Source organism: Pragia fontium DSM 5563 = ATCC 49100 (genome assembly GCF_900112475.1).
Taxonomy (GTDB): Bacteria; Pseudomonadota; Gammaproteobacteria; order Enterobacterales; family Enterobacteriaceae; genus Pragia; species Pragia fontium.
On record NZ_FOLW01000011.1, the window covers coordinates 1 to 24,319 of the forward strand.

General features: G+C 46.3%; 20 protein-coding genes. 9 read left to right on the top strand and 11 right to left on the bottom strand.

Annotated elements, in window-relative coordinates:
* From BMZ28_RS14005 to BMZ28_RS14015, 3 genes are all read left to right on the top strand, one after another.
* Positions 1 to 1,749: YadA family autotransporter adhesin (locus BMZ28_RS14005; RefSeq protein WP_175474943.1), on the top strand; the 1,749-nt coding region annotated here is incomplete at its 5' end.
* A gap of 60 nt (positions 1,750 to 1,809) precedes the next feature.
* Complete coding sequence (locus tag BMZ28_RS14010) at positions 1,810 to 2,586, top strand: OmpA family protein (RefSeq protein WP_074824150.1); 777 nt, start codon at positions 1,810 to 1,812, stop codon at positions 2,584 to 2,586.
* 18 nt (positions 2,587 to 2,604) lie between these two features.
* Positions 2,605 to 3,669: a hypothetical protein gene (locus tag BMZ28_RS14015; protein WP_074824153.1), complete on the top strand. Its 1,065-nt coding sequence runs from the start codon at positions 2,605 to 2,607 to the stop codon at positions 3,667 to 3,669.
* Positions 3,670 to 3,821: 152 nt separating this feature from the next.
* Here the strand turns inward: BMZ28_RS14015 and nfuA are convergent, their stop codons facing one another.
* Entirely contained in the window at positions 3,822 to 4,400 is a 579-nt protein-coding gene (nfuA, locus tag BMZ28_RS14020; RefSeq protein ID WP_047779629.1) for a Fe-S biogenesis protein NfuA, read from the bottom strand.
* A 51-nt stretch (positions 4,401 to 4,451) separates the two neighbouring features.
* Positions 4,452 to 5,141: a DNA utilization protein GntX gene (gene gntX / locus BMZ28_RS14025; protein ID WP_074824155.1), complete on the bottom strand. Its 690-nt coding sequence runs from the start codon at positions 5,139 to 5,141 to the stop codon at positions 4,452 to 4,454.
* Between the two features lie 65 nt (positions 5,142 to 5,206).
* Between gntX and bioH the strand changes: the two genes are divergently transcribed.
* Entirely contained in the window at positions 5,207 to 5,983 is a 777-nt protein-coding gene (bioH, locus tag BMZ28_RS14030) for a pimeloyl-ACP methyl ester esterase BioH (protein ID WP_074824158.1), read from the top strand.
* Positions 5,984 to 6,097: 114 nt separating this feature from the next.
* On the top strand, positions 6,098 to 6,370 hold the full coding sequence (locus tag BMZ28_RS14035) for a YdgH/BhsA/McbA family protein (protein WP_074824161.1): 273 nt from the start codon (positions 6,098 to 6,100) through the stop codon (positions 6,368 to 6,370).
* A gap of 83 nt (positions 6,371 to 6,453) precedes the next feature.
* On the opposite strand, the gene BMZ28_RS14040 is transcribed toward BMZ28_RS14035, so the two are convergent.
* The 4 genes from BMZ28_RS14040 to BMZ28_RS14060 all read right to left on the bottom strand — a co-directional run bounded on the left by BMZ28_RS14040 (position 6,454) and on the right by BMZ28_RS14060 (position 12,221).
* Positions 6,454 to 6,702, bottom strand: coding sequence for a FeoC-like transcriptional regulator (locus BMZ28_RS14040; protein ID WP_047779633.1), 249 nt, complete (start codon positions 6,700 to 6,702; stop codon positions 6,454 to 6,456).
* Positions 6,703 to 9,021, bottom strand: coding sequence for a Fe(2+) transporter permease subunit FeoB (feoB, locus tag BMZ28_RS14045; protein ID WP_047779634.1), 2,319 nt, complete (start codon positions 9,019 to 9,021; stop codon positions 6,703 to 6,705).
* Between the two features lie 59 nt (positions 9,022 to 9,080).
* Complete coding sequence (gene feoA, locus BMZ28_RS14050) at positions 9,081 to 9,308, bottom strand: ferrous iron transporter A (RefSeq protein ID WP_047779635.1); 228 nt, start codon at positions 9,306 to 9,308, stop codon at positions 9,081 to 9,083.
* A 591-nt stretch (positions 9,309 to 9,899) separates the two neighbouring features.
* The gene (locus BMZ28_RS14060) at positions 9,900 to 12,221 is read right to left on the bottom strand and encodes a Tex family protein (RefSeq protein WP_074824162.1); all 2,322 of its coding nucleotides are present in this window, start codon (positions 12,219 to 12,221) and stop codon (positions 9,900 to 9,902) included.
* A 161-nt stretch (positions 12,222 to 12,382) separates the two neighbouring features.
* Between BMZ28_RS14060 and greB the strand changes: the two genes are divergently transcribed.
* The 3 genes from greB to envZ all read left to right on the top strand — a co-directional run bounded on the left by greB (position 12,383) and on the right by envZ (position 15,118).
* Positions 12,383 to 12,871: a transcription elongation factor GreB gene (gene greB / locus BMZ28_RS14065; RefSeq protein WP_047779638.1), complete on the top strand. Its 489-nt coding sequence runs from the start codon at positions 12,383 to 12,385 to the stop codon at positions 12,869 to 12,871.
* A 196-nt stretch (positions 12,872 to 13,067) separates the two neighbouring features.
* On the top strand, positions 13,068 to 13,787 hold the full coding sequence (gene ompR, locus BMZ28_RS14070; protein ID WP_047779639.1) for an osmolarity response regulator transcription factor OmpR: 720 nt from the start codon (positions 13,068 to 13,070) through the stop codon (positions 13,785 to 13,787).
* Positions 13,784 to 15,118 (top strand): two-component system sensor histidine kinase EnvZ, encoded by a 1,335-nt coding sequence (gene envZ / locus BMZ28_RS14075; protein ID WP_074824166.1) that lies wholly within the window; start codon positions 13,784 to 13,786, stop codon positions 15,116 to 15,118. Before ompR ends, envZ begins: the two co-directional genes overlap by 4 nt.
* An 82-nt stretch (positions 15,119 to 15,200) precedes the next feature.
* Here envZ and pckA read toward each other — a convergent pair whose 3' ends face one another.
* The 4 genes from pckA to BMZ28_RS14095 all read right to left on the bottom strand — a co-directional run bounded on the left by pckA (position 15,201) and on the right by BMZ28_RS14095 (position 20,742).
* Positions 15,201 to 16,835, bottom strand: a complete 1,635-nt coding sequence (pckA, locus tag BMZ28_RS14080) for a phosphoenolpyruvate carboxykinase (ATP) (protein ID WP_074824169.1) — start codon at positions 16,833 to 16,835, stop codon at positions 15,201 to 15,203.
* Positions 16,836 to 17,054: 219 nt separating this feature from the next.
* Entirely contained in the window at positions 17,055 to 17,939 is an 885-nt protein-coding gene (gene hslO / locus BMZ28_RS14085) for an Hsp33 family molecular chaperone HslO (protein WP_074824171.1), read from the bottom strand.
* A gap of 56 nt (positions 17,940 to 17,995) precedes the next feature.
* Entirely contained in the window at positions 17,996 to 18,400 is a 405-nt protein-coding gene (hslR, locus tag BMZ28_RS14090) for a ribosome-associated heat shock protein Hsp15 (protein WP_047779643.1), read from the bottom strand.
* 170 nt (positions 18,401 to 18,570) lie between these two features.
* Entirely contained in the window at positions 18,571 to 20,742 is a 2,172-nt protein-coding gene (locus BMZ28_RS14095; protein ID WP_074824173.1) for an IgaA/UmoB family intracellular growth attenuator, read from the bottom strand.
* A gap of 318 nt (positions 20,743 to 21,060) precedes the next feature.
* Between BMZ28_RS14095 and nudE the strand changes: the two genes are divergently transcribed.
* Positions 21,061 to 21,627, top strand: a complete 567-nt coding sequence (gene nudE, locus BMZ28_RS14100) for an ADP compounds hydrolase NudE (RefSeq protein ID WP_047779645.1) — start codon at positions 21,061 to 21,063, stop codon at positions 21,625 to 21,627.
* Positions 21,628 to 21,688: 61 nt separating this feature from the next.
* Here nudE and BMZ28_RS14105 read toward each other — a convergent pair whose 3' ends face one another.
* Positions 21,689 to 24,289 carry a PBP1A family penicillin-binding protein gene (locus tag BMZ28_RS14105; protein ID WP_074824177.1) on the bottom strand — a complete coding sequence of 867 codons (2,601 nt, stop codon included), beginning with the start codon at positions 24,287 to 24,289 and terminating at the stop codon, positions 21,689 to 21,691.
* Positions 24,290 to 24,319: the final 30 nt, after the last annotated feature.

A 24,319-nucleotide genomic window follows, 5' to 3' on the forward strand; every position in this document is an offset into this window, starting at 1 on the left:
AAGGAACGTACCATCACCAATGTGGCGGCGGGTCGTTTGTCAGCCAGCAGTACTGATGCGGTGAATGGCTCTCAGTTGTACGCCACCAACAGTGCCGTGACCAATATTAAGAACACCGGTACCAAGTACTTCCATGCCAATTCCACCGGTACTGATTCTCAGGCTCTTGGCCTGGATGCAGTGGCTATCGGCATGGGGGCGGTGGCTAACCATGCCAACGATATTGCCCTGGGTGCCGGCTCGTTAACCGCGGCAGCGGTAGGAACCACCGGGATTAAGTTGAATGACGTTGATTATGTGTTTGCCGGAGCAACGCCAACCAGCACCGTGAGTGTGGGTAGTTTAGGCAATGAACGCACCATCACCAATGTGGCGGCGGGTCGTTTGTCGGGCAGTAGTACCGATGCGGTGAATGGCTCCCAGCTATTTGCTACCAATAGCGCGGTCACAAATATTTATAAGGATGTGGGAAACCTGAAACAGGATGCTCTGTTATGGGATCCGCTGCTTAATGCATTCAGTGCTAGTCACGGTAGCAGTACGGTAAATAAAATTACCAACGTGGCGGAGGGTGAACTCAGTAAAACCAGTACCGATGCGGTGAATGGTAGTCAACTTTATGCGACCAATCAAAAAGTAGAGAGTATCGATAACCGTGTGACAAATATTGAAAACAACGTAGTACCTACCATGCGCTACCTGAAGGTTAACTCGACGGGAGCAAATGCCGTGGCTAGCGGAACGGATGCTATCGCTCTGGGACAGGGAGCGGTCGCCTCAGGGGATAATGCTATCGCTACCGGTAATGGAGCACAGGCGTCTGGAAATGGTGCGATTGCCACTGGTAACAATGCAAGTGCATCAGGTACCGGCAGCGTAGCTATTGGCGACAACGCTACTGTGACAGCCAATAACTCCGTGGCGTTAGGAGCAGGTTCAGTCGCGGATCGAGATAATTCCGTTTCTGTGGGCTCATCAGGTAATGAACGGCAAATTACTAACGTTGCTGCCGGTACCGAAGATACGGATGCGGTTAACGTAGCCCAGTTGAAACAGGTATCGGGGGATGTGACCAATATTAGCAACGATGTGACCAATATCAGTAACGGTAAAGACGGTATGTTCCAAGTGAACAATACCAGTAACTACGCCAAACCTGTGGTGACCGGAAGTGATGCGGTAGCGGGCGGAGCTGGTTCATCGGCCTCGGGTAGTAATAGTATGGCAGTTGGAACTAAGTCTTCTGCTTCAGGTGAGAGCAGCGTTGCACTAGGTAATCACTCATCAGCCACGGCGAAAAACTCCGTCGCGTTGGGGGCAAGCTCGGTTGCCGATCGTGAAAACAGTGTCTCTGTTGGTTATGCAGGTGCTGAACGCCAAATCACCAATGTAGCAGCGGGTACGGCGAGTACTGATGCGGTGAACGTCAGCCAGTTGAAACAGGGGATTACTGAATCAAATCAGTACACCAACAAGCAATTTAATAATCTGAAGAACATGTTAGATGACCAGAAAGACAAATTAAGTGCTGGTATTGCTGGGGCAATGGCGATGGCAACCTTACCGCAACCGTATTTTCCAGGAGCCAGTATGGTCGGTCTTTCTGGGGGTACCTATCAGGGAGAATCCGCGGTGGCGCTGGGACTTTCTACCATTTCGGATAACGGTAAATGGGTAACCAAGTTTTCTGGAACCACTACGAGTCAGGGCGATCTTGGTGCCTCTATTGGCATCGGTTATCAATGGTAACCACTAACAGATATCCCCGCTCTGAGGGCGGGGAACTGCCGATTTTTAAGGATTAAGATCATGAGTAAAAAATTGATGAAGATAAATATGCTGGTGTCAGTTTGTGCCCTGTTGCTGTTATCCGGCTGTACTCGCAGTATTAGCCAAATCGACAAACAGGGACAAACGGCTGAGCCGGTGTTTCCGGCCGTCTCCTCAGCGGTGCGATCCGAAGGGAGTTATCCAAATGTAGATGCCCTGATGAACGTTAAGCCTGGGATGACCAAGGCACAACTGTATGAGCTTATTGGCGTACCACATTTCAAAGAAGGTGTTTTTCGGGTGAAGGAGTGGGACTATATTTTTCACTTCCCGGTGGAGGGACAGGAAGATATCACCTGCCAGTTTAAGGTACTGTTTGATAATCAAATGAAAGCTCAAGGGATTTATTTCCTGCCACAGAATTGTCTGTCGAAGTTAAAAGCCCCAATTCAACGTGAACTACGTTCTGAAGCGTTGTTTCCATTTGCCAGCGCCACGTTGAGCTATAGCGGTATCGCTCAGGTGTCAGCTCTGGCGGCAGAACTTAAGGTCATTGGATTGGAGGGGGTGCGTGTGTTGGTGCTCGGACATACCGATCGTATTGGTAAACCAGTGGATAACCAAAAGCTATCACAGGATCGGGCAGACGCAGTGAAAAGGTTGCTGACTATACAAGGTATTCCGGCGAGCATTATCGATACCCGAGGGTTGGGTGATAGCGAACCTCGCGTGGATTGCCCGGGAAGAAAATCAAATGCGGTCATTGCCTGCTTGGCACCCAATCGTCGAATGACGGTGGATGTCGTTATTCATTAATTCAGGTAAGTATTACTTATGAAAAAAAATCATATTTTAAAGACAGTCGCTGGCGGTCTTTTTTTCCTCAATAGCCTCCCGGTACTCAGTGCCCCACAGGATCTGCCAGTGCGGCATATCAGCATGCCAGCATTAAGTATGATAACAGAGTCGCTGAATGCGTTGGTGCCAAAGTTGAATGGTGAACGCAATCTATTTTTGATGCAGCAGATTTGTTCGCTGGCAAGAGGAGAGCGTTTGCAACAGCAGGTTGATCTGGCGCTGCAGCAAAATGGTATCGACCCTGCGCGCATTCCCCTTACTGGCAATAGTTTTTCTCTGTTAGTGAATGGCAATATAGAACAGCAGCAGACGGTTTGTGCGGCTTGGCTAGCGACATCATTGTCGGAACCAGTAAATTCGTCAACGTGGTATCACGAGAGAAAAGAGCAAGAAACAGAGATAATTGCGACACCACAAAATACCATTAACTGGAAATTTTGGGAAACGCAGGAGCTTCCTCGTGCGACCATGACCGAAGAGGAAAGGAAAGCATCGGAATACGATAAGAACAAACTGATTAGTGAAGCGAAAGTCACCATGGCTCTCTCTCAGGCCACGGCTAAGCTGTATGCGCTAATAGCCAATAATATCCCAACAAGTCCTGTTACTGAACAGGAGTACCAAGCCAATGTCTTGATGACAGTCAGCAACTATGCGGGAGAGTATCTCCGTACAATACAGATGCTCTATCATGGCCGCCAGCCCTATGGATTGAGTATTCATCGTGTTTCGGCAACGGGATTTACTGTGGCGGATGAACAAGGATATGAACTGGAGAGGGTACGTAATAAGACCTCGTTACGCTATCAAGACGTTGATTGGTTGGGCAATGGAAAAATCATGGGTAAGGACTACTTTGTTAATTTGAAGGTCATTGCTGATCCAGTGATTGCCGTGCAGAGAGTTGAACCTACAGAGAAAGTATTACCGAAAGTGATAGAGGAAGAATTGCCAAAAGTGGTAGAGAAAGCGCCTATAGAGGAAGCATCGCCGAAAGTGATAGAGAAAGAGCCAGTTATCAATAGGAAAGGAAAGCGTTAAAAAAGCGAGGCATTCTATGCATCATCTGTAGAATGCCCGATGAACCACATCAGGCGTTCTAAAATCTGAGAAAGCATCAACTTATCAGTAAGTCGTGCAGAATCCATCACTCAATCCACCTTCACCGAAGGTGGATAACTAAATCTTCAAAATTACTTATAGTAAGAATGCTCACCGCTCTGGTGTTCAGTCAGATCTTTTACGCCCTTCAGTTCAGGGAAGCGCTGCAACAGCTCTTTCTCAATACCTTCTTTCAGGGTGTAGTCAACCATCGAACAACCATTACAGCCGCCGCCGAATTGCAGAATCGCAAAACCATCATCGGTGATTTCCATTAGAGAAACACGACCACCGTGACCAGCTAACTGAGGGTTGATTTGTGATTGCAGCATATATTCTACGCGCTCAATCAATGGTGCACTGTCATCGACTTTACGCATTTTGGCGTTAGGTGCTTTCAGCGTTAGCTGTGAGCCTAGCTGATCGGTAACAAAGTCGATTTCAGCATCTTCAAGAAAAGGTGCGCTGATTTCATCAATGTAAGCAGAAATCTCGCCGAATGTTAACTTGGTATCGCTTGCTTCAACCGCATCCGGTGGGCAGTAAGAAACACCGCATTCTGCGGTTGGCGTGCCTGGATTAATCACGAAAACACGGATTTGCGTGCCTTCTTCCTGATTAGCCAGTAATTTTTTAAAGTGGGATTGGGCTGAATCGGTAATAATAATCATGACATGCTCAGTAGTTGACCTTTCTTGTCGGATATAATACGCCTATTTACCCTAACTCTTCAAGGTGCGGCATAAACACCAAACCTGAATAGAGGCAGCACCGTGTAGTAATAACAAACGGCTAATTTCTGCCACGGTACTGCCGGTAGTGACAATATCATCCAGTAACGCAATATGCTGTCCGCGTACGTCGCCGTTACAGGAAAAGGCATCCATCAGATTACACTGCCGTTGGTTGGCGCTTAAATTTCGTTGGCTGGGGGTAGGGCGATGGCGAGAAATAATGTCAGGTAGATACCGACAGTTAACCCATCGAGAGAGCCTGCGAGCTATCAAGTCGGTTTGGTTGAATCCGCGTCGCCAGTGGCGAGTATGGTGCAGAGGGACAGAAATCAGTAAATCAGGACGAGAGAGCTGGCGTATCCTGCGCGCGTTTAGCCAAGATAAGAGAAGTAAACGCGAGAGGAGTGGGACGTATTTATCTTCGCCATAAAATTTTAAGCGGCTGATAAAGTATTTTAGCGGTGAGCAATAGTCGCTGACGGCAATAAGCTGCTGCCATTCTGGTGGTATTATTTGACACTCGGCACACTGGCGAGTCTGACTGGATGCCGGTAAACCGCAGCGAGGGCAGCATACGGGTAAAGAAGGCAGCAGGTTCAGACAAACGCTACATATACCATGTTGTACAATGGCAAGTGGCTGTTGGCATAGCCAACACAGGCTATTCATTATCGGCATTTTATCTTGACTCAGTGAGCCACCGGCGGGTGGTTTGCATTTATTAATTAGCAGGAACCATACTCATGTCACCACTTTATTGTCAGACTTTTGGCCATGGCGAGACCGATCTTGTGCTGTTGCACGGTTGGGGATTGAATACAGGGGTCTGGCATTGCATCGTTGAGAGGCTTACGCCGCATTTTCGTGTGCACCTTATCGATTTACCGGGCTATGGTCGTAGCCAGCAGTATGGTGAGATGGAACTGGAAGAGATGACGTCTGTGGTGTTGAACAATACACCGGAGTCAGCGGTATGGCTTGGCTGGTCTATGGGAGGACTGGTGGCCAGTAAAGCAGCGCTTATGGCACCGGAACGGGTACAGGCACTGATTAGCGTAGCATCATCTCCCTGTTTTACTGAACGTAGCGATGAAGGTTGGCCGGGTATTAAAACATCGGTGCTAAACGGATTCGAAAATCAGCTCAGCATCGATTTCCAGCAAACGGTTGTCCGTTTTTTAGCGCTGCAAACGCTGGGTACGCCGGATGCCCGTAAAGATGCTAAACAGTTGAATCAAGTGATTCTTAGCTGCCCAATGCCAAGGGTTGAGGTGTTGAATAGTGGTTTACGTATGCTGGCAGAAAATGATTTACGCTCAGAACTGGTTGATCTTCAACCGCCTTTTTTGCGTATTTATGGTGCGCTGGACGGACTGGTACCGCGGAAAATTATTCCTCAGTTGGACCAGCTATGGCCAAGCTCTCATTCTCTGATGATCGACCACGCCGCTCATGCCCCTTTTATTTCCCATCCGGAGATTTTTTGTCAGGAAATAATATATTTTGTGAATAATTTATAGTTAGCTGAAACATATAAAAATTTAGTTTTGGTTATTTTTTGACAAATAAGGGATATGCTAAATACTTAATATGATCGTGAGACATCAGTATTCACTTTCTATTAAGGAGCTATTATGAAAATGTTTAGGACACTGGTTATCGCTATTGCAGCTGGCTGTTTCTCTCTCAGCGCCTTAGCCGCAACCGAGATTACCAAAGAGCAGGCTAAAGAAAACAACTACGAAAAAGTAGGTTCTGTTAATTTAGCCAAAAAAGCGACGGCATCACCAACTGATATTAAAGAAGCTCTGTCTAAGTTAGCCGATGAAAAAGGCGGTAAGTATTTCGTTATTATTGCTGAAGGTGGTAATAATCAAATCGAAGCAACGGCAGAAGTGTATAAATAACATCTCTTTGTAATGCTTTAATATAAAAAAGAATACCGCACATGTTACGGTATTCTTTTCTGGTATTGCCTGAGTTTGTCAATTTAATCAGTAGGATGACTTTTAATCCGATAGGCCTCGGTCAGGCATTTTTTCCCTTCTGGGCAGCTTTTGCAGCTACCCGTCAGACAGCTGGAATCCACCTCTACCCGTTCAATTTTTCCCATCGCTTCGAGCTGTTTTAGCATTGCCTGCATTAAGGTTGGTGGCTGCTTAAATTGATGGCTAAGCTGATTCAATTCGGCGATACCCAGCAAGGCAATCGCATCACGTACAGCAATTAGACTGACCATTTAATGGCAGTGTCCGGTTTTGTCTTTACAGCAGGCGGCTTCTACGCTGGTTTTCGGTATGCGTGTGGTAACCCGATCGCGAGCGTGATACAGGATATACATCAGCAAGGCATTAAATGACACAATAGTGGTGATAATCATAATGGATTGCTGTGGATGAGAAGCAAAGTTGGCTATCTGGTAGAACGACGTTGCCAGACTATAGGCCACATCAAGTCCCCAAAAAATGGAGAACAGCATCCAGCCTCTACTGCTTTCTCGGGCAATGGCACCCATGACCGATACGCAAGGGACATACAGCAGCACAAAAATCAGATAGCTGTAAGCGGCAGAAATACTGCCAAACTTACTGCTCATGACCCCCATAGAACTGCCTTCCATATTGCCGTCGCCTTTACTGGCTTCAATAGGGTTGCTGAGAGCGCTTAGGGTGAAGGTTTCTTTTAGGCTATCCCAGGTTTCAGTTACCGCACCTTCCAGTTCAGTCAACAGATTGAAGTTCTGATAATCAAAGGGTTCTTTGGTAATTTGTTCGGCGGTATACAGGGTATTTAATGTTCCGACGACCACCTCTTTAGCCATGGCGCCGGTGATCAGACCGACGGTGGCTTGCCAGTTATCTTGGGTTACGCCCATTGGGTGCAGTAGTGGGGTTAACACTTTGCTGGTAGAAGCCAAGGCGGATTCATTAATGTTATTTACCGGTTTGCCTGAAAACGAGAAGCTGTTTAGGCCACCAATAATGATGCTGGCGATAACAATCACGGTTCCAGCGCGTAGTACGAAGCCTTTGAGGCGCTGCCATGTTTGTAACAATAAACTTTTCACATGGGGTACGTGATAAACCGGCAACTCCATAATAAACGGTGTCGCTTCGCCTCTCATAATGGTGTACTTCAACATCAGGCCGGTGAGAATAGCGACGATAATCCCCAGAATGTAGAGCGAGAATACAATTAGCGCGCCGTCTTTGCCAAAGAAGGCCGCTGAGAAGACCGCAAATATGGCCAGTCGAGCTCCGCAGGACATAAAGGGAGCCATCATAATGGTCATCAGACGTTCCCGTGGTGCATCCAGTGTACGGGTGCCCATAATGGAAGGGACGTTACAGCCAAAACCAACAATTAACGGCACAAATGATTTACCCGGGAGTCCGAGCGCGTACATCAGTTTATCCATAACGAATGCTGCCCGCGCCATATAACCGGAGTCTTCCAGAAAGGATAAAAACAGATACATCAGGCCAATTTGTGGAACCAGAGGCAGAACGGTATTAATACCCCCGCCGATACCTTGAGCCAGGAAGATAGTTAGCCATTCTGGGAAATGCAGAGTTTGACCGACCCATTGAATGCCAGAAATAAAAATGGCGGCTGAGCCAGCGTCAAACAGCGGTTGTAGTGCTCCGCCGATATTAATCGCCAGCACAAACATCAGGTACATGACTAACAGAAATATTGGTAGCCCCAGCCAACGGTTAATCAAGACCTTATCGAGTCGCTGAGTCAGCTTACTTGGTTGAGCCTGACTAATGTTATGTACATCATGACAGATAGTCGCAATAGTCTGATAGCGGGCATCGGCAATAATCAGTCCCGGATCTTCCTGATAATACTGCTGTAATATTTCTCGGGCTTCTGGCAACAGTTCAACGGCCTGCCCGGACAGTGAGCTACTGTAAATATCCCCTTCCAGCATTTGTAAAGCTAACCAACGAGTTTGCTGATTGGATAATGACGCAGGCATCAGACTAGCCAGTCGGCCGGCCTGATCTTCAATAATATCCGGATAGGTAATCAATGATTCATGTTGATTTGATTGCCATGTATCAATCACCGCTTTTAATTCTTTTAAACCTTGAGCCCGCGTGGAGACCAGCGGAATAACCGGACAGCCCAGCTTGTCAGCAAGCGCTTCAATATCAATTTCGATATTCTGGTTGTGGGCAATATCCAACATATTCAGGGCGACAATGCAGGGAATACCAAGTTCTAACAGCTGTAATGTCAGATAGAGGCTACGTTCGAGGTTGGAGGAATCTACAACGTTGAGTAGCAGGTCGGCTTCGCCGCTTAAAATATAGTGACAGGCAATCTGTTCATCGAGAGAAGATTGCTCTGATATGGTGGTGAGTGAATACGTTCCCGGCAGGTCAACCAGCGTGACTTGATGACCGTCAGTCTTGAAGTGGCCTTCCTTACGCTCAACGGTGACCCCAGCCCAATTTCCTACACGCTGGCGTGAACCAGTAAGCTGATTAAACAGGGTGGTTTTACCTGAATTTGGGTTACCGATTAATCCAATAGTAAGTTGTTTCATGTGTTAGCCAGGAAAGAGGAAAGTGATGAATATTGATTGTTATTAACCCAGTACATCGATTATTCAATCGGGCTGAGTTTAATAAAATTTAAATCTTTTTTTCGCAGCACCAGACATATGCGGGGTGTTTCAATTTGAATGGGATCACCGAGTGGCGCTACGCGGATAACGCGAAATATGGAGCCGGGTAATAGACCAAGAGAAAGCAGTTTTTGTCGATATGCAGGATTAATTTCGGCACTGAAGCCGGTAATTTTGTATGAGCACTGAGGTTGTAATGATTTCATAGCGTTATTATGTAACCTTAACTCACATTTTTAAACAGCATAAGACGTATCAAATAACGGTTGAATGGTTAACCAGTAACAGCCAGCCGTTATCAATTGATCATCGCCACTCTTAATTGTCATGCTTACGATGCTAATGTTAGTAATAATGATTATCGTATACAATGACACGACAATTGTTAAGCGTAAATAATTATTACTATCTTTGTTCATCGATATTGCCAGCATTAATATGCGCGATTTGTCTGGAAAAGTTTTTGCGGGTCAAGAGAATACCTTGTTTTTTAATTATTTGATTTATATATTAAATTTATAAGGTGAAGCGATGTTCGTAAAGAAGATGGAAATTAGCGGGAATATGCCCAAGGACGGATGTTTTTTGTCTGTTACTTATTGAAGATAAAAGAGAATCTGACTTTATATAATGAATTTATTTTTTCTGATTATTTTATTCGGCAATAATATTTAACCAATAATACACGTAATAAAGAATGATCTTTGTTTGATTTAAATCAATTAGATAACTATTCACAGGCTGTGGCTTATATTAGCTGTCACCGACAGCCAATGAATAGTTTATGGTATCACTGACTATCGCTTCATTTTATTTAAAGCGGCCGCTAGTGCATCACCCATTGCGCTGTTATTGCCACCTGACGCGGGTTTAGCCTTTTGCTGAGAAGCTTGGCGTTGTGGCCGGTCACGTTCGACAGGAGAAGATTTACGACTGCCGTTTTCACCCGGTTGTTCATCCAGTCGCATAGAGAGCGCGATGCGTTTACGGGCCAGATCAACCTCCATCACTTTCACCTTCACAATATCCCCGGCTTTGACAACCGTGTGCGGATCTTCGACAAACTTATCCGCCAGCGAGGAGATATGGACTAGGCCATCCTGATGTACGCCAATATCCACAAATGCACCGAAGTTGGTAACGTTGGTAACGGTACCTTCAAGGATCATCCCGACGTTGAGATCGTTCAGGGTTTCCACACCTTCGGCGAAGTTAGCGGTTTTAAACTCAGGACGAGGATCGCGACCCGGTTTTTCCAGCTCTTTCAGAATATCTGTCACGGTAGGTACGCCGAAACGCTGGTCAACAAAGTCTGACGCTTTTAAGCCACGCAGGGATTCCGGGCTACCCATCAGGTCCCGTAGCGTTTTATCTGTTGCTGCCAGAATACGTTCTACCACCGGATAAGTTTCCGGGTGAACGGTAGAGGCATCCAATGGATTATCCCCTTCATTAATGCGCAGGAATCCGGCACATTGCTCAAAGGCTTTCGGTCCGAGGCGACTCACATCTAACAGTTGATTACGGTTGTTAAAACGCCCGTTGGCATCACGCCAGTCCACGATATTTTGAGCGATAATACGGCTTAAACCAGCAACGCGAGTTAGCAGTGGCACAGAAGCGGTATTCAAATCCACACCAACGGCGTTTACGCAGTCCTCAACCACGGCATCCAGACGACGCGCCAGCAAGGTTTGGCTAACGTCATGTTGATACTGGCCAACGCCGATGGATTTCGGTTCGATTTTTACCAGTTCCGCCAGTGGATCCTGTAAGCGGCGAGCAATAGATACCGCACCACGTAAAGAAACGTCCAGATCGGGGAATTCCATTGCGGCTAATTCAGAGGCGGAATACACCGATGCACCCGCTTCACTGACGATAACCTTCTGTCCTTTAACGTCAGGATATTGGCGCTGTAGCTCAAGATAGAAACGTTCCGTTTCCCGGGAGGCGGTACCATTACCGATGGCAACCAGTGCTACATCGTGTTTTATGCACAGTGCAGCCACGCTGGCAGCGGCTTTGGCCGCCTGACCGGTATGTGGATAGATGGTATCGGTGGCAACCAGTTTTCCGGTCGCATCGACCACGGCAACTTTTACCCCAGTACGCAGACCCGGATCCAGCCCCATGGTGGCACGCATACCGGCAGGTGCTGCCATCAGCAGATCGTGCATATTGCGAGCGAAAACGTTAATTGCTTCATCTTCAGCACGTTCTCTCAGGCCACCCATTAGCTCGGTTTCCATATGCATCAAAATCTTAATACGCCAGGTCCAGTTAACCACGGCCTTACGCCAGCTGTCTGCTGGTGCGTTGTTTAAACGCAGATTGAGATGATCGGTAATAATCTGTTCGCAATAGCTTTCACGCGGCGGTTCATCGTGCTGCGGATCGGCATTTAAAGCGAGGTTCAGGATGCCTTCATTACGACCGCGGAACATTGCCAGCGCTCGGTGAGAAGGGGTGTTGGCAATGGGTTCCTGATGGGCAAAGTAATCGCGGAACTTGGCTCCTTCCTCTTCTTTACCTTCGATAACTCGGGAAGTCAGGTAAGCATTTTTCCACAGATAGTCGCGGACTTTACTTAACAGTGCAGCATCTTCGGAGAAACGTTCCATTAAAATATAACGAGCGCCGTCAAGGGCAGCTTTGGTATCCGCGACCCCTTTGTCACTATCAATGTAGGTGGCAGCAACCTGTTCCGGATCCTGCTGTGGGTCTTGCCATAGGCTGTCTGCCAGTGGCTCCAGACCAGCTTCGATAGCAATCTGCCCACGAGTACGGCGCTTGGGTTTGTAAGGCAGGTAGAGATCTTCCAGTTCGGTTTTACTCATGGTGCCATTGATGGCTGACGCAAGTTGGTCTGATAATTTACCCTGTTCGCTGATAGACTTAAGAATAGTTTGACGGCGATCTTCCAGTTCACGCAAGTAAACCAGACGGGCCTCCAGCTGTCGGAGTTGAGTATCATCCAGACCACCGGTAACTTCTTTACGGTAACGGGCGATAAAGGGAACGGTGTTGCCTTCATCCAATAAGTTCATGGTGGAGAGAACCTGCTCAGCTCTGACCTTTAGCTCATCGGCAATGGTGCGACTTAATAGATTATTCATAAAGCATACATTTGTCTGTTTGAGGAATTAGGGTTGTTATACGGATTACTGAATAAAAATACCAGAACAACCAGTATAAGCATGGCTTAATGTATATAAACTAAGGTTAACTTATCGTAGTTAAGCTACAATTTGAAATAGTTTGAAGTGTAGAGAATCTAATGGCAAAGAGTAATTACATTACCCGTCAGGGCTGGGAAGCGTTGGATACCGAGCTGAAATATTTATGGCGTGAAGAGCGGCCAAAAGTCACTCAGGCTGTTTCCGAGGCTGCCGCGATGGGCGATCGTTCTGAAAATGCGGAATATATTTACGGTAAGAAGCGACTGCGTGAGATTGATCGGCGGGTACGCTTTTTGACTAAGCGCTTAGAAGTATTAAAGATTGTTGACCCGAATCCGCAACAGGAAGGTAAAGTCTTTTTTGGTGCTTGGGTGCAAGTAGAGAATGACAACGGCGAGCTGAACGTTTTTCGTTTAGTTGGACCCGATGAGTTTGCGCCGTCCAAGAAATGGATTTCTATTGATTCACCGGTAGCCAGAGCATTGATTGGTAAGAAAATTGATGATGAAGTGAGCGTTGAAACGCCGAATGGTTTGGCAACGTATTGGGTGGTTGATATTCGTTATCGCCCCTTTGATGAAGAATAAAAAACATTGTTTTTTATAAAGTTACACATAGTTTTGCACAAATGAACGGCTGAGTTTAGTTAACCTGAATAGACAAAAGTTTACGGTTATTAATCTTTGTAACAATTTGTCCGCGTCAGTTATGCAAATTACGTTGTCTCAGCTAAACATATTATTTGAGTTTAGATATTAAGCAAAAAACCTTTGGAGCGAAATCATGCAAGAGAACCATAAGATTCTGGTTGTTGATGACGATATGCGTTTACGCGGTCTGTTAGAACGTTATCTGACTGAGCAAGGCTTTCAGGTTCGTGGTGTAGCCAATGCAGAGCAGATGGATCGGCTATTAACTCGAGAATCTTTTCACTTAATGGTGCTTGATCTCATGCTTCCCGGTGAAGATGGTCTGTCGATCTGCCGCCGTTTGCGGAGTCAGAGTAATCCAATACCGATTATTATGGTGACGGCCAAAGGTGAAGAGGTCGACCGTATTGTTGGTCTGGAAATTGGTGCGGATGACTATATTCCCAAGCCTTTTAATCCTCGCGAACTGCTGGCGCGTATTCGCGCGGTACTGCGCCGTCAGGCAAATGAATTGCCGGGAGCCCCTTCTCAAGAAGAAGCGGTTATCGTATTCAGCAAATTCAAGTTGAATTTAGGCACCCGCGAAATGTTTAAAGATGATGAGCCAATGCCGCTGACCAGCGGTGAGTTTGCGGTGCTTAAAGCATTAGTCAGTCATCCACGAGAGCCGCTTTCACGGGATAAACTGATGAATTTGGCGCGTGGGCGCGAATACAGCGCGATGGAACGCTCGATTGATGTGCAGATTTCTCGCTTGCGTCGGATGGTCGAAGAGGATGCTGCGCATCCCCGTTATATCCAGACTGTGTGGGGTCTTGGTTACGTATTTGTGCCGGACGGTAGTGCTGCATGAGTTTATGGAGGTTTCCGCCAAGGAGCTCGGTCGCACGGACTTTATTACTGATAGTGTCGTTACTGTTCATTAGTTTAGTAACGACCTACTTTGTTGTGCTGAACTTTGCTATTTTGCCGAGTATTCAGCAGTTTAACAAAGTATTGGCCTATGAAGTTCGTATGCTAATGACAGACCGGTTAAAGCTTGAAGATGGAAGCTATCTGGAAATACCTCCCCAGTTTCAACAGGAAATGTATCGGGAATTGGGGATCTCTCTGCATACCAACGCGTCCGCTGAAGAGAGCGGATTACGTTGGTCACAGCCTTATGACTTTCTCAGTAAGCAGATGGAACAGCAGCTTGGTGGCCCCACTGAGGTGCGTATTCAGTTGGGTAATCATTCTCCGGTTGTTTGGTTAAAGACCGATCTTTCCCCGAAAATTTGGGTTAGAGTGCCGTTGACTGAAATCCGGCAGGGAGAGTTTGCACCGCTATTTCGCTATACCTTGGCAATTATTCTGATGGTTATCGGTGGCGCTTGGTTGTTTATCCGTATCCAGAATCGTCCGCTCGCCGATCTTGAACATGCTGCACAGCAAGTAGGGATGGGAATGACGCCGCCGCCACTGCGTGAATATGGCGCATCAGAGGTACGTTCAGTTACTCGCGCATTTAATCGGATGACGTCCGGGGTTAAACAACTGGATAACGACCGTACCTTATTAATGGCTGGCGTTAGCCATGATTTACGTACTCCTCTGACCCGTATTCGTTTAGCAACGGAGATGATGGGGGAAAGGGATGAGTATCTGGCAGAATCGATTAATAAAGATATTGAAGAATGTAACGCGATTATTGAGCAGTTTATCGATTATCTGCGCACCGGTCAGGAGCAGCGTACTGAGCCCGGCGATGTGAATAGTATTCTGGCGGAAGTGGTGTCTGCCAGCGGTCTTGAGCAGGAAATAGAGACTCATTTATATTCAGGTGAATTGATGGCGAATATCCATCCGCTCTCAATTAAACGTGCGGTAGTTAACTTAATCGTCAATGCTGCGCGTTATGGCAAAGGGTGGATAAAAATTAGCAGTGGCCGGGAGCATGGCCGAGTTTGGTTTCAGGTAGAGGACGATGGCCCCGGTATTCCTGAAGATCAGTTGGAAGCCTTATTTCAACCTTTTGTACGTGGTGATAGTGCCCGCAGCATCAGTGGAACTGGCTTAGGTTTATCAATTTTACGACGAATTATTGATAGCCATGACGGAGAGATTCTGATGGGAAACAGCGGTAAGGGCGGGCTAAGCGTGAAAGTTTATTTGACGGAGTGTAAAGAGAACGATTTGAAATAGCGTTGTGATAAGGCTATTTCATATTGAGTTTACGGTTCGGTGATAAGAAAGGCGCCCTAGGGCGCCTTTTTATATTTTATATTTAAACTGCTTTTTCTGTGCACTTCGGTCCCACAGCAACTAACGCGGCACCGGCTGGCGTATCGGTATATTTATCGAAGTTGTCGATAAACAGATTCGCCAGTTTTTCAGCTTTGCCTTCCCATTCGCTTTCCGTGGCGTATGTGGCGCGTGGATCGAGGATATCAGGATTCACTCCCGGCAAGGCAGTTGGCACGGCTAAATCAAAGATTGGTAGTTGGAAGGTCTCCGCCTTTTCAATTTCACCGCTTAGGATAGAATCGATAATGGCGCGGGTATCTTTAATTGAGATTCGCTTACCGGTGCCATTCCATCCTGTATTCACCAAGTAGGCATGTGCGCCAGAGGCTTTCATTCGTTTTACCAGAACTTCAGCGTACTGAGTTGGGTGCAGCGACAGGAAAGCGGCACCGAAGCAGGCCGAGAAGGTTGGTGTGGGTTCAGTGATACCACGCTCGGTACCTGCCAGTTTTGCGGTAAAGCCAGACAGGAAATGATACTGAGTTTGGTCTGGCGTTAATTTAGAAACCGGAGGTAAAACCCCAAAGGCATCGGCAGTCAGGAAGATAACTTTCTGTGCATGCCCAGCTTTTGATACCGGCTTCACAATATTCTGGATATGGTAAATAGGGTACGAAACTCGGGTGTTCTCAGTTTTGGAACCATCATCGAAATCTACACTGCCGTCTGAACGTACTGTGACGTTTTCCAACAGCGCATCACGCTTAATCGCATTATAGATATCGGGCTCAGCTTCTTTCGAGAGCTTGATGGTTTTGGCGTAGCAGCCACCTTCAAAGTTAAAGACGCCATCATTATCCCAGCCGTGTTCGTCATCGCCAATCAACTGACGCTTAGGATCGGTTGAGAGCGTGGTTTTACCGGTGCCTGACAGGCCAAAGAATATGGCGACGTCACCTTTATCGCCTACGTTAGCTGAACAGTGCATGGAAGCGATGCCTTTCAGCGGCAGCAGGTAGTTCATAATGGAGAACATCCCTTTTTTCATTTCACCGCCGTACCAGGTACCACCAATCAACTGAATACGTTCGGTCAGGTTAAAGGCAACAAAGTTCTCTGAATTTAACCCCTGCGCTTTCCAGTTAGGGTTAATGCACTTGGCACCGTTCATCACGATAAAGTCAGGCTTAAAATTTTGTAGCTCTTCATCGGATGGGCGGATAAACATATTTTTAACAAAGTGGGCTTGCCATGCCACTTCGGTAATAAAGCGTACGCTGAGGCGAGTGTCCGGGTTGGCACCGCAATAGGCATCCACAATAAATAGGCGTTTTCCCGACAGTTGGCTACCTACTAATTTTTTCAGATCGGCCCAAACGGCCTGAGTGATAGGCTTATTGTCGTTTTTACCTTTGCCTTGATCGGCCCACCAAACGGTATCGCGGCTGGTGTCATCACGAACAATATACTTATCTTTTGGTGAGCGGCCTGTAAAAATACCAGTATCGACGGCAATGGCACCTAAATCAGTTACGGTACCCTTTTCGTATCCTTGTAGATCGGAACGTGTTTCTTCTTTGTACAGGTAATCATAGCTCGGGTTGTACACGATCTCAGTGACGTCTTGAATACCGTAGGCAGACAGGTCTTGGGGTGTGATACGGTTTGTGCTCATAATTTTTCCTTAAAAAGATGGATACTGCTAGATATTGTAAAGGCTTCCCCAACGGTGACTGAGATGACTATCAAGGATCGGTATATTGTTCTAAATTTTGCCGCAAGATGCGATCAAGGTCGCTGTGATTTGAGAAGTGAAACGATTAAAGAAGGGTAAATAGCAGGAAATAGAGACTGAAATCCCGAGAATGTGCAACATTCTCGGGAGGTATATTCATTAATGGTGGTTATTGCTTTCCATATTGGTGCCACCATTTAAGCGTAAGGATTCAATATCCATTTTTTCAAAAATGTAATGACTACCACAATAATCACAATGCATATCGATATGGCCTTCTTCCGTCAGCAGTGCATCAATTTCTTCCGGAGAAATGGTAATCAGAGCCTGCGCACAGCGCTCTCTAGAGCAAGTGCAGTGGAAGCTGACTTTCTGGCCTTCAAATAGCGTGACATCTTCTTCGTGATACAAGCGGTAAAGAATGTCTTCAACGTTAAGGCTAAATAATTCTTCGGCCTTAATGGTTTCCGTTAACATCGCCAGGTGCTCATATTCACTATCGTTGCCTTTATGGGCTGGCAGAACTTGTAACAGAATTCCCGCCGCGGCTGCTTTTCCCTGATGAGCGCCGGTTTTGATAAACAGACGAGTTGGTAACTGTTCAGACTGGCGGAAATAGGCTTCAATGCATTCGGATACCGTTTCACCTTCCAAACCAACCACTCCCTGATAACGCTCACCTTCTTTAGGCATAATGGTGATCACCAGATAGCCGTTGCCGAGCATTTGTTTTAGGGTCGCGTTATCATCAACTTCTGCTTGCAGGCGCGCTACACCACGCATCTGTTGCTGGTTATTGCCATTAATCACTGCTAGTTTTACCGGGCCATCGCCCTGCAGTTGAACGGTAATATCGCCATCAAATTTTAGCGTTGCGGTTAATAAACTGGTGGCAACCAGCATTTCTCCCAATAGGCGCTGAACGGCGACGGGATAGTCGTGATTTTCCAGAATATGACCGTAAGTCTCATTGAGGGTCACTAACTCACCACGCACATCATGCTTTTCAAATAGATAGCGGTATAACAGATCTGAATTTGACATTGATTTTCTCTCGTTAGAACGATGACTTGTAGGCTGGAATACCATAATTCTGGCTGTTATTCATCGTTGCTATATTTAAATTTTATCAGGTTACGGCGTTCTTTCTTATCCGGACGACGATCCGGATGCGGCATTGTTAATGCATTCAGCTTACGGGCCTGTGCGACGCTTTCCCGCTTGATGACGCTTTCTGTGGTTTCCAGATAAAGCTGTTGGGCTTCGTTGGCGCCTCGGCGCTGAATGCTTAAGGCTTCGACAGTAATCGTCTTTTCATCATTTCCCTGGCGTAAACGGATCTCCGCACCGATTTCAACTAGTTTACTGGGCTTGGCTCGCTGGCCGTTATAATGAACTTTACCACCGTCAACCATTTCGCGGGCTAGGGCTCTGGTTTTATAAAAACGAGCGGCCCAGAGCCATTTATCCAGCCTGATTCCCTGATCTTCGGGTTGCTTTGCCATCACAGATTCTCCTGAGTGGCTCCGGTGATGATTGCAGTATCCGATCGACAATACCGTAATAATTCGGGAGCATGAAACGGGGATGAAAATTTACCGATACTTAAACATATGGGCGAAACCCAGTAAATCAAGGTGTCTCGCCTAATCGATAGCATCTGTTAATGTTAGGGCTAACTCTGCTGTACTTTGAGCCTTAGGCTTTTGGCAAAGCACCGGTCATAGTAGTCCTGTATTTTGGAAATGCGATGGGCGTTTTTACGCATTCTGATAATCAGCAATAGCAGGTTATACAGCAGGCTGGCCAGCATAATAACGAATAGCAGACTGGCACCCAGATAACGCCAGAAAGAGATAATGTTGGACTCGCTATGCAGAGAAATTTTAGTGGTTCCATTCTCTATGGGCGTCACTTCAAGCACAATGCCGCTGGTGCTGAATTGAGTATCCAGTAGCTTATTTGACAGGCGTTGAAGCTCAAACCACTGCTTAATTGCGGTATTATCATAGAGCGTATCCAGTGGGATCGTAGGATGAGTGAGTTCCTGAATTTCACTGTTGTCGACCATCTGTTTTTCATCGTCATCATTGCGGATATAGAATCCACCCTTAGGCTTAATGTATAAAGCCTGTGCAGCCTGATGCGTTTGACTGTAGAAGAATGATGAGACAATTGAGTTAACCTGAGAACGTAATGTATCAGCAGCCACCGGACGTAGAAAAACATCGGTATCTTTCGTGGCATGAACCTGTGATTTCGCCACCAGATCATCCCAGTCTTTCTCATTACTGAGAATCATCAGGGAGTTTTTTAACCGTCGACAATCCCCCGGGTCCTTACATAGATTCTCTGTTTTCAATACGATATCTGAAAAGTCAGGAACCAGTGTCATACCCGCCCGTTCAGCCGTTCTGGCCAACTCTGGATTATTTTTGACCGCCTGATTGTTCATCGGATTGAGCTGATAGTTCATGGTATTCAGCAACGCTATCCCATTATCAATCACTTCTGAAGGCGGTAGAGAGGGCAAGTTGGTCACACCCCAATACATTTCAGTACAGTCGAATGGCATAAATGGGTAGTCAATATCACTGCGGTATATGGTTGGGATACTACACATGCCCATACCCCGTACCGTTAAGTGATCGCCCACTTTAATTTTGGCGCGCTTTAGCTGCTCTGGCGAAGTCACATTGATATTGGATGAACCGTGTAGCCAAGCTTTAGTTAGCTCAAGGGGTAGTTTAAGCGGAATGAATGAGATAATTAGCGTAACAACCAATAGGGAAGAGAGCGCCAGTACCAGATTCTTACCCCAGTGATGTAGTGGAAAGTTAACGGACTCATTATGCAGGGAGAGGAATTTGCCCTGTTTCACCACATAGCGATTTAAGTAGATATCGATATTGGTTTTATGATCAAGATCGTAGCCAACATAAGGTTGCCAGTGAGGAGGATAGATAAGGTCGATAGTTCCAACTGAGATATTGGTCAATTGCCCATTATCAGATTCGCCAAATAACCCCCAGCGTTTAGGCACACCGCGTAAACAATGAATATTGTACTGAGTTTTCTTGGGGTCGGGTCTGAGCATACGCCAGATACCAAAACCTAGCAGCAATCCCCCCAAAATAACGAACCAAGGCAGGAGTTCCGCGGAGCTCACTAAACTGAAGAAAAAGATGGCATAAGATGCCGATATAATAAGTGACTCATATAATTTTTTCTTCGGCTTTAAATTGTACTCTGCCGTTGTTTCTTTTCTTAGACGTATGAGCTCAACATTGTCGTCGTTTTCTTGAGACTCTGTTTGAGCCGGCTGACTATCGACGAATTGATGTGGACGTTTAGACAAGACAAATTCGGTAAGTTTATGGCCGTTTAACTCAACAACTAATGGTATGGTCTGAGTTTTGACCACATCGACCTGATTGATATCGCTCAGGTATTCAATCCATTCTGCTTCGAGGTAAACCTCTATTCCGTCAATATAGTAACGCTGAACGTTAGTATTATCAGGAGAATTCAAAGTAATAATGGCTGACTGGAATGAATAAACGTTATCACTATAAGGAGTGAGGGATGATTTAATCGAGGTGTTGGATGATTGATCAACTTCTTTATGCTGTTTTTCCAGCAGTTCTAAATATTCGTTAATCGCTAGCGTTTCTTCAGTCGATAATTTGCGGGTGCTGTTATGAACAAAAGGCAGGTGATTTTCCAAAGAAGCGTTGTTTTTTTTGCGATGACGGATTATCCATAGAGCCAATCCCACGCCAGCTAGCGCGATAAAAATGATAAGTAGTAATATGGTTAATACACTTACATCATCATTACTTAACATGTAATACTCTCATCGATGAGCCAGATTTCTCTATAATTCATTGATATTAAATAATTTTAATTGATCGTCAGTTAGGGGGTGTTTTATCTGGTGATTCCAATATAGCCTGCTCTATCATATATTTTGTGGCAGTCAGTATCAAAATTCAGATGTAAATATTTGCTTATAGTAAAGTAATAAGGGTTAGAATACTAAATTAGTAAGATGAATTTTGCATTATTTCACTGTTATTTCATCACCAGTCTTCAACATATTGGTTAAATATCGGCATCCAGAGACCGGCAACATTACCGGGATTATCCATCTGAGGTCTCATTAATGAGTAAAGCGCAGCAAAAACCTAAAATATTAAACGTTAAGACGGTCGCAAGTTCGCGGATGTTTCGTATTCAGTCGGTTGATTTAACCTTTAGTAACGGTGAGAGTAGGGTTTATGAACGTTTGCTGCCAGAAGGGCGTCAGGCGGTGATGATTGTGCCAGTGATCAATGATGATATTTTATTGATTCGCGAATATGCGGTGGCCATTGAGGATTATGAGCTCGGTTTTCCCAAAGGCTTGGTCGAGCAGGATGAAGATATTCTGGTGGCGGCAAATCGTGAATTAATGGAAGAGATTGGTTACGGAGCCAGAAAACTCACGGTATTGTCTCAGTTAACTCTGGCACCAAGTTACTTTGCCAGCACCATGACCATTGTGTTGGCCGAAGACCTGTATATTAATAAATTGGAAGGGGATGAGCCTGAACCTTTAACGCTAGTCGCCTGGCCTCAGGAGAAAATGATGGAGCTACTGGCGGACCCTGATTTTAATGAGGCGCGTAACGTTAGTGCGTTATTTCTTACCAGAGAACACCTGAATCAGAGAGCAGGCTCAGAACTGTAGGTGATTGCTAAGTATAGAATAATCAAAAGGCCGTTCAGTTGAACGGCCTTTTGACGAGTGACTAAAATAGCTCTTGGGTATTACCACCGCTGTCTGTCACGGTTGTTCCTACTTCAGAATAGCCGCGGGAAGTGGGTTCAGTACCTTTAATAAAGTATTCTGAACGACTTCTGCCGCCGCTAGGTAACTGGCCGGTCGACATATCAATGGTGACGCTGATAATGCCTTTAGGCTGAGGCGTTTTCTGTACAGGGATACCTTCGAGAGCCGCTTTCATATAGTCAATCCATGCTGGTTGAGCACTTTGCGCCCCGGCTTCACCACGGCCTAAACCACGACGATGGTCATCGAAACCAATCCAGACTGACGTCACGGTTGCAGGACCGAAACCAGAGAACCAGGCATCTTTTGAGCCGTTGGTTGTGCCGGTTTTACCGCCAATATCATTACGCTTCAGGTCACGAGCTGCTCGCCAGCCGGTACCATTCCAGCCACCGCCCGGTTCACCAGCAATATTACTTTTCAGTGCATCCTGCATCAGGAATGCTAGCTCGGAACTAATCACGTGTGGTGCGTAAGGAGACTCATCCGGGGTTTTGGTTGAGTCAACTTTTTCCAGATTAGGGACTGGCGTGATGTTATTCAGGGCATTTTCTGTTAATGGATCCACTTCATCATTGCCGTCTTCAGGAGCTTCAGTATGAGTTTCTGTGGTCGCGGCGGCCGTTGTAGAGGCCTCTTTTTGCCCACTGAGATCAATGGTATTGCTGATAAATGCCTGAGATTTCTCGGTAACGCCATAAACCACCGGCAGATCGCACTCAAAACCACAGGCTACTTTAGGCTTGGCTTCGAATATCACTTTTCCATCATCGGTTTCTATCTTTTTAATAAAGTAAGGATCGATAAGGTAGCCGCCATTAGCAAATACCGCATAGCCACGAGCAATCTGCATTGGTGTAAAGGATGCCGCACCCAATGCCAGTGATTCAGTCCGTGAGATGTTTTGAGCCGGGAAGCCGAAACGTTGCAGATAGTCAGCGGCATAATCCACGCCCATAGCGCGCATAGCACGGACAATCATCACGTTTTTCGATAGGCCTAAACCGACGCGCAGACGTAATGGGCCGTCATAACGTGGCGGAGAGTTTTTGGGTGACCAAATCTTGCCGCCACCAACGCTCATACTAATTGGTAAGTCGGTTAACAGGGTAGAAAGCGTCATACCGCGGTCGAGCGCAGCGGCATAAACGAAGGGTTTAATATTGGAACCCGCCTGACGAACTGATTGGGTGGCTCGGTTAAATTTGCTCTGATTAAAATCAAAACCACCGACCAGCGCTTTCACCGCTCCGTCATGAGGATCCAGTGAAATCAATGCGGAGTTGACGCTCGGTACCTGTGACAGCACCCAGTTTTCACCACTTTTACGTAACCAGATTTGTTGGCCGCTTAAAACCACATCAGTGACTTTTCTTGGGCTAGCGCCCATCGCGCGATCGTTGATGAATGGTCGAGCCCAGCGCATGGCAGAGAAAGGTAACGTTACTACCTCTCCGTTAGCTAACATCACTGTCGCCTGTTGAGCCTCTGTCTGCGTTACAACGGCGGGAACCAAAGGCCCATAAGGGATAATGGTTTTCAGCGAGGTAATAATTTGCTTTTTATCCCATGCCGGCTCGCCATTTTTCCATAGCACGCTGGCCGGACCGCGATAGCCATGACGGACATCATACTGAATGATGTTATTACGCACCGCATCACTTGCCGCGGTCTGTAATGTTTTGGTCACGGTAGTATAAACTTTATAGCCGTCGGTGTAGGCATTTTCATCGAACAGTTCCATCATCTCCTGGCGTACCATCTCTGCCAGATAAGGCGCCGAGAAGTCCATTTCAGGTTCATGATAGTTAGCGACCAGAGGCGCTTGCTTGGCTTCCATATACTCTTGTTGAGTAATGTATTTCTCTTCCAACATGCGGAACAGAACGGTATTGCGGCGGGTAAGGGCGCGATCCGGATAGTTGATCGGGTTATAGCTTGATGGCGCCTTTGGTAGTCCGGCAATCACTGCCATTTCACTTAATGTCAGTTGGCTGACGTCTTTGCCAAAGTAAACATGCGCCGCAGCACCGACACCATAGGCTCGTGAACCTAAATAAATTTTATTCAGATAAAGTTCAAGAATTTCATCTTTGGTTAATGAGCGCTCAATACGTATGGCCAGAAAAGCTTCTTTGGCTTTACGGATCACCGTTTTTTCCGGGCTCAGGAAGAAGTTTCTCGCTAGCTGCTGGGTGATGGTACTCGCCCCTTGTTGTGCAGAACCTGCGCCAACGGCAACCACCACAGCACGGGCAATACCGATAGGATCGAGACCATGATGCTCATAGAAACGGCTGTCTTCCGTGGCCAAAAACGCATGAATAAATTGAGGCGGTATTTGGTCTAGCGTCAGTGGGATACGGCGTTTTTCACCGAACTGAGCAATCAAGTCGCCCTCAGCGCTGAATACCTGCATTGGCGTTTGTAGGCGAACCTCTTTTAGCGTTGAGACATCCGGCAATTCGGGCTCAAGATATTTATAGAGGCCAAAAACCGCGCCAATTCCCAAAAAAAAGCAACAGATTGCAATGATGAAAAAATACTTTACGAACTTCACCTGATAATTCCCATGACACGGACATTGAGT

Bases quoted from the DNA above. Each gene is read 5' to 3' on its own strand.
- hslO (WP_074824171.1), bottom strand. From the start codon at position 17,939: ATGTCAAATTCAGATCTGTTATACCGCTATCTATTTGAAAAGCATGAT.
- BMZ28_RS14060 (WP_074824162.1), bottom strand. From the start codon at position 12,221: ATGAATAATCTATTAAGTCGCACCATTGCCGATGAGCTAAAGGTCAGA.
- nudE (WP_047779645.1), top strand. From the start codon at position 21,061: ATGAGTAAAGCGCAGCAAAAACCTAAAATATTAAACGTTAAGACGGTC.
- BMZ28_RS14035 (WP_074824161.1), top strand. From the start codon at position 6,098: ATGAAAATGTTTAGGACACTGGTTATCGCTATTGCAGCTGGCTGTTTC.
- envZ (WP_074824166.1), top strand. From the start codon at position 13,784: ATGAGTTTATGGAGGTTTCCGCCAAGGAGCTCGGTCGCACGGACTTTA.
- nfuA (WP_047779629.1), bottom strand. From the start codon at position 4,400: ATGATTATTATTACCGATTCAGCCCAATCCCACTTTAAAAAATTACTG.
- hslR (WP_047779643.1), bottom strand. From the start codon at position 18,400: ATGGCAAAGCAACCCGAAGATCAGGGAATCAGGCTGGATAAATGGCTC.
- feoB (WP_047779634.1), bottom strand. From the start codon at position 9,021: ATGAAACAACTTACTATTGGATTAATCGGTAACCCAAATTCAGGTAAA.
- greB (WP_047779638.1), top strand. From the start codon at position 12,383: ATGGCAAAGAGTAATTACATTACCCGTCAGGGCTGGGAAGCGTTGGAT.
- BMZ28_RS14010 (WP_074824150.1), top strand. From the start codon at position 1,810: ATGAGTAAAAAATTGATGAAGATAAATATGCTGGTGTCAGTTTGTGCC.
- bioH (WP_074824158.1), top strand. From the start codon at position 5,207: ATGTCACCACTTTATTGTCAGACTTTTGGCCATGGCGAGACCGATCTT.
- BMZ28_RS14095 (WP_074824173.1), bottom strand. From the start codon at position 20,742: ATGTTAAGTAATGATGATGTAAGTGTATTAACCATATTACTACTTATC.
- gntX (WP_074824155.1), bottom strand. From the start codon at position 5,141: ATGCCGATAATGAATAGCCTGTGTTGGCTATGCCAACAGCCACTTGCC.
- pckA (WP_074824169.1), bottom strand. From the start codon at position 16,835: ATGAGCACAAACCGTATCACACCCCAAGACCTGTCTGCCTACGGTATT.
- BMZ28_RS14040 (WP_047779633.1), bottom strand. From the start codon at position 6,702: ATGGTCAGTCTAATTGCTGTACGTGATGCGATTGCCTTGCTGGGTATC.
- BMZ28_RS14015 (WP_074824153.1), top strand. From the start codon at position 2,605: ATGAAAAAAAATCATATTTTAAAGACAGTCGCTGGCGGTCTTTTTTTC.
- feoA (WP_047779635.1), bottom strand. From the start codon at position 9,308: ATGAAATCATTACAACCTCAGTGCTCATACAAAATTACCGGCTTCAGT.
- ompR (WP_047779639.1), top strand. From the start codon at position 13,068: ATGCAAGAGAACCATAAGATTCTGGTTGTTGATGACGATATGCGTTTA.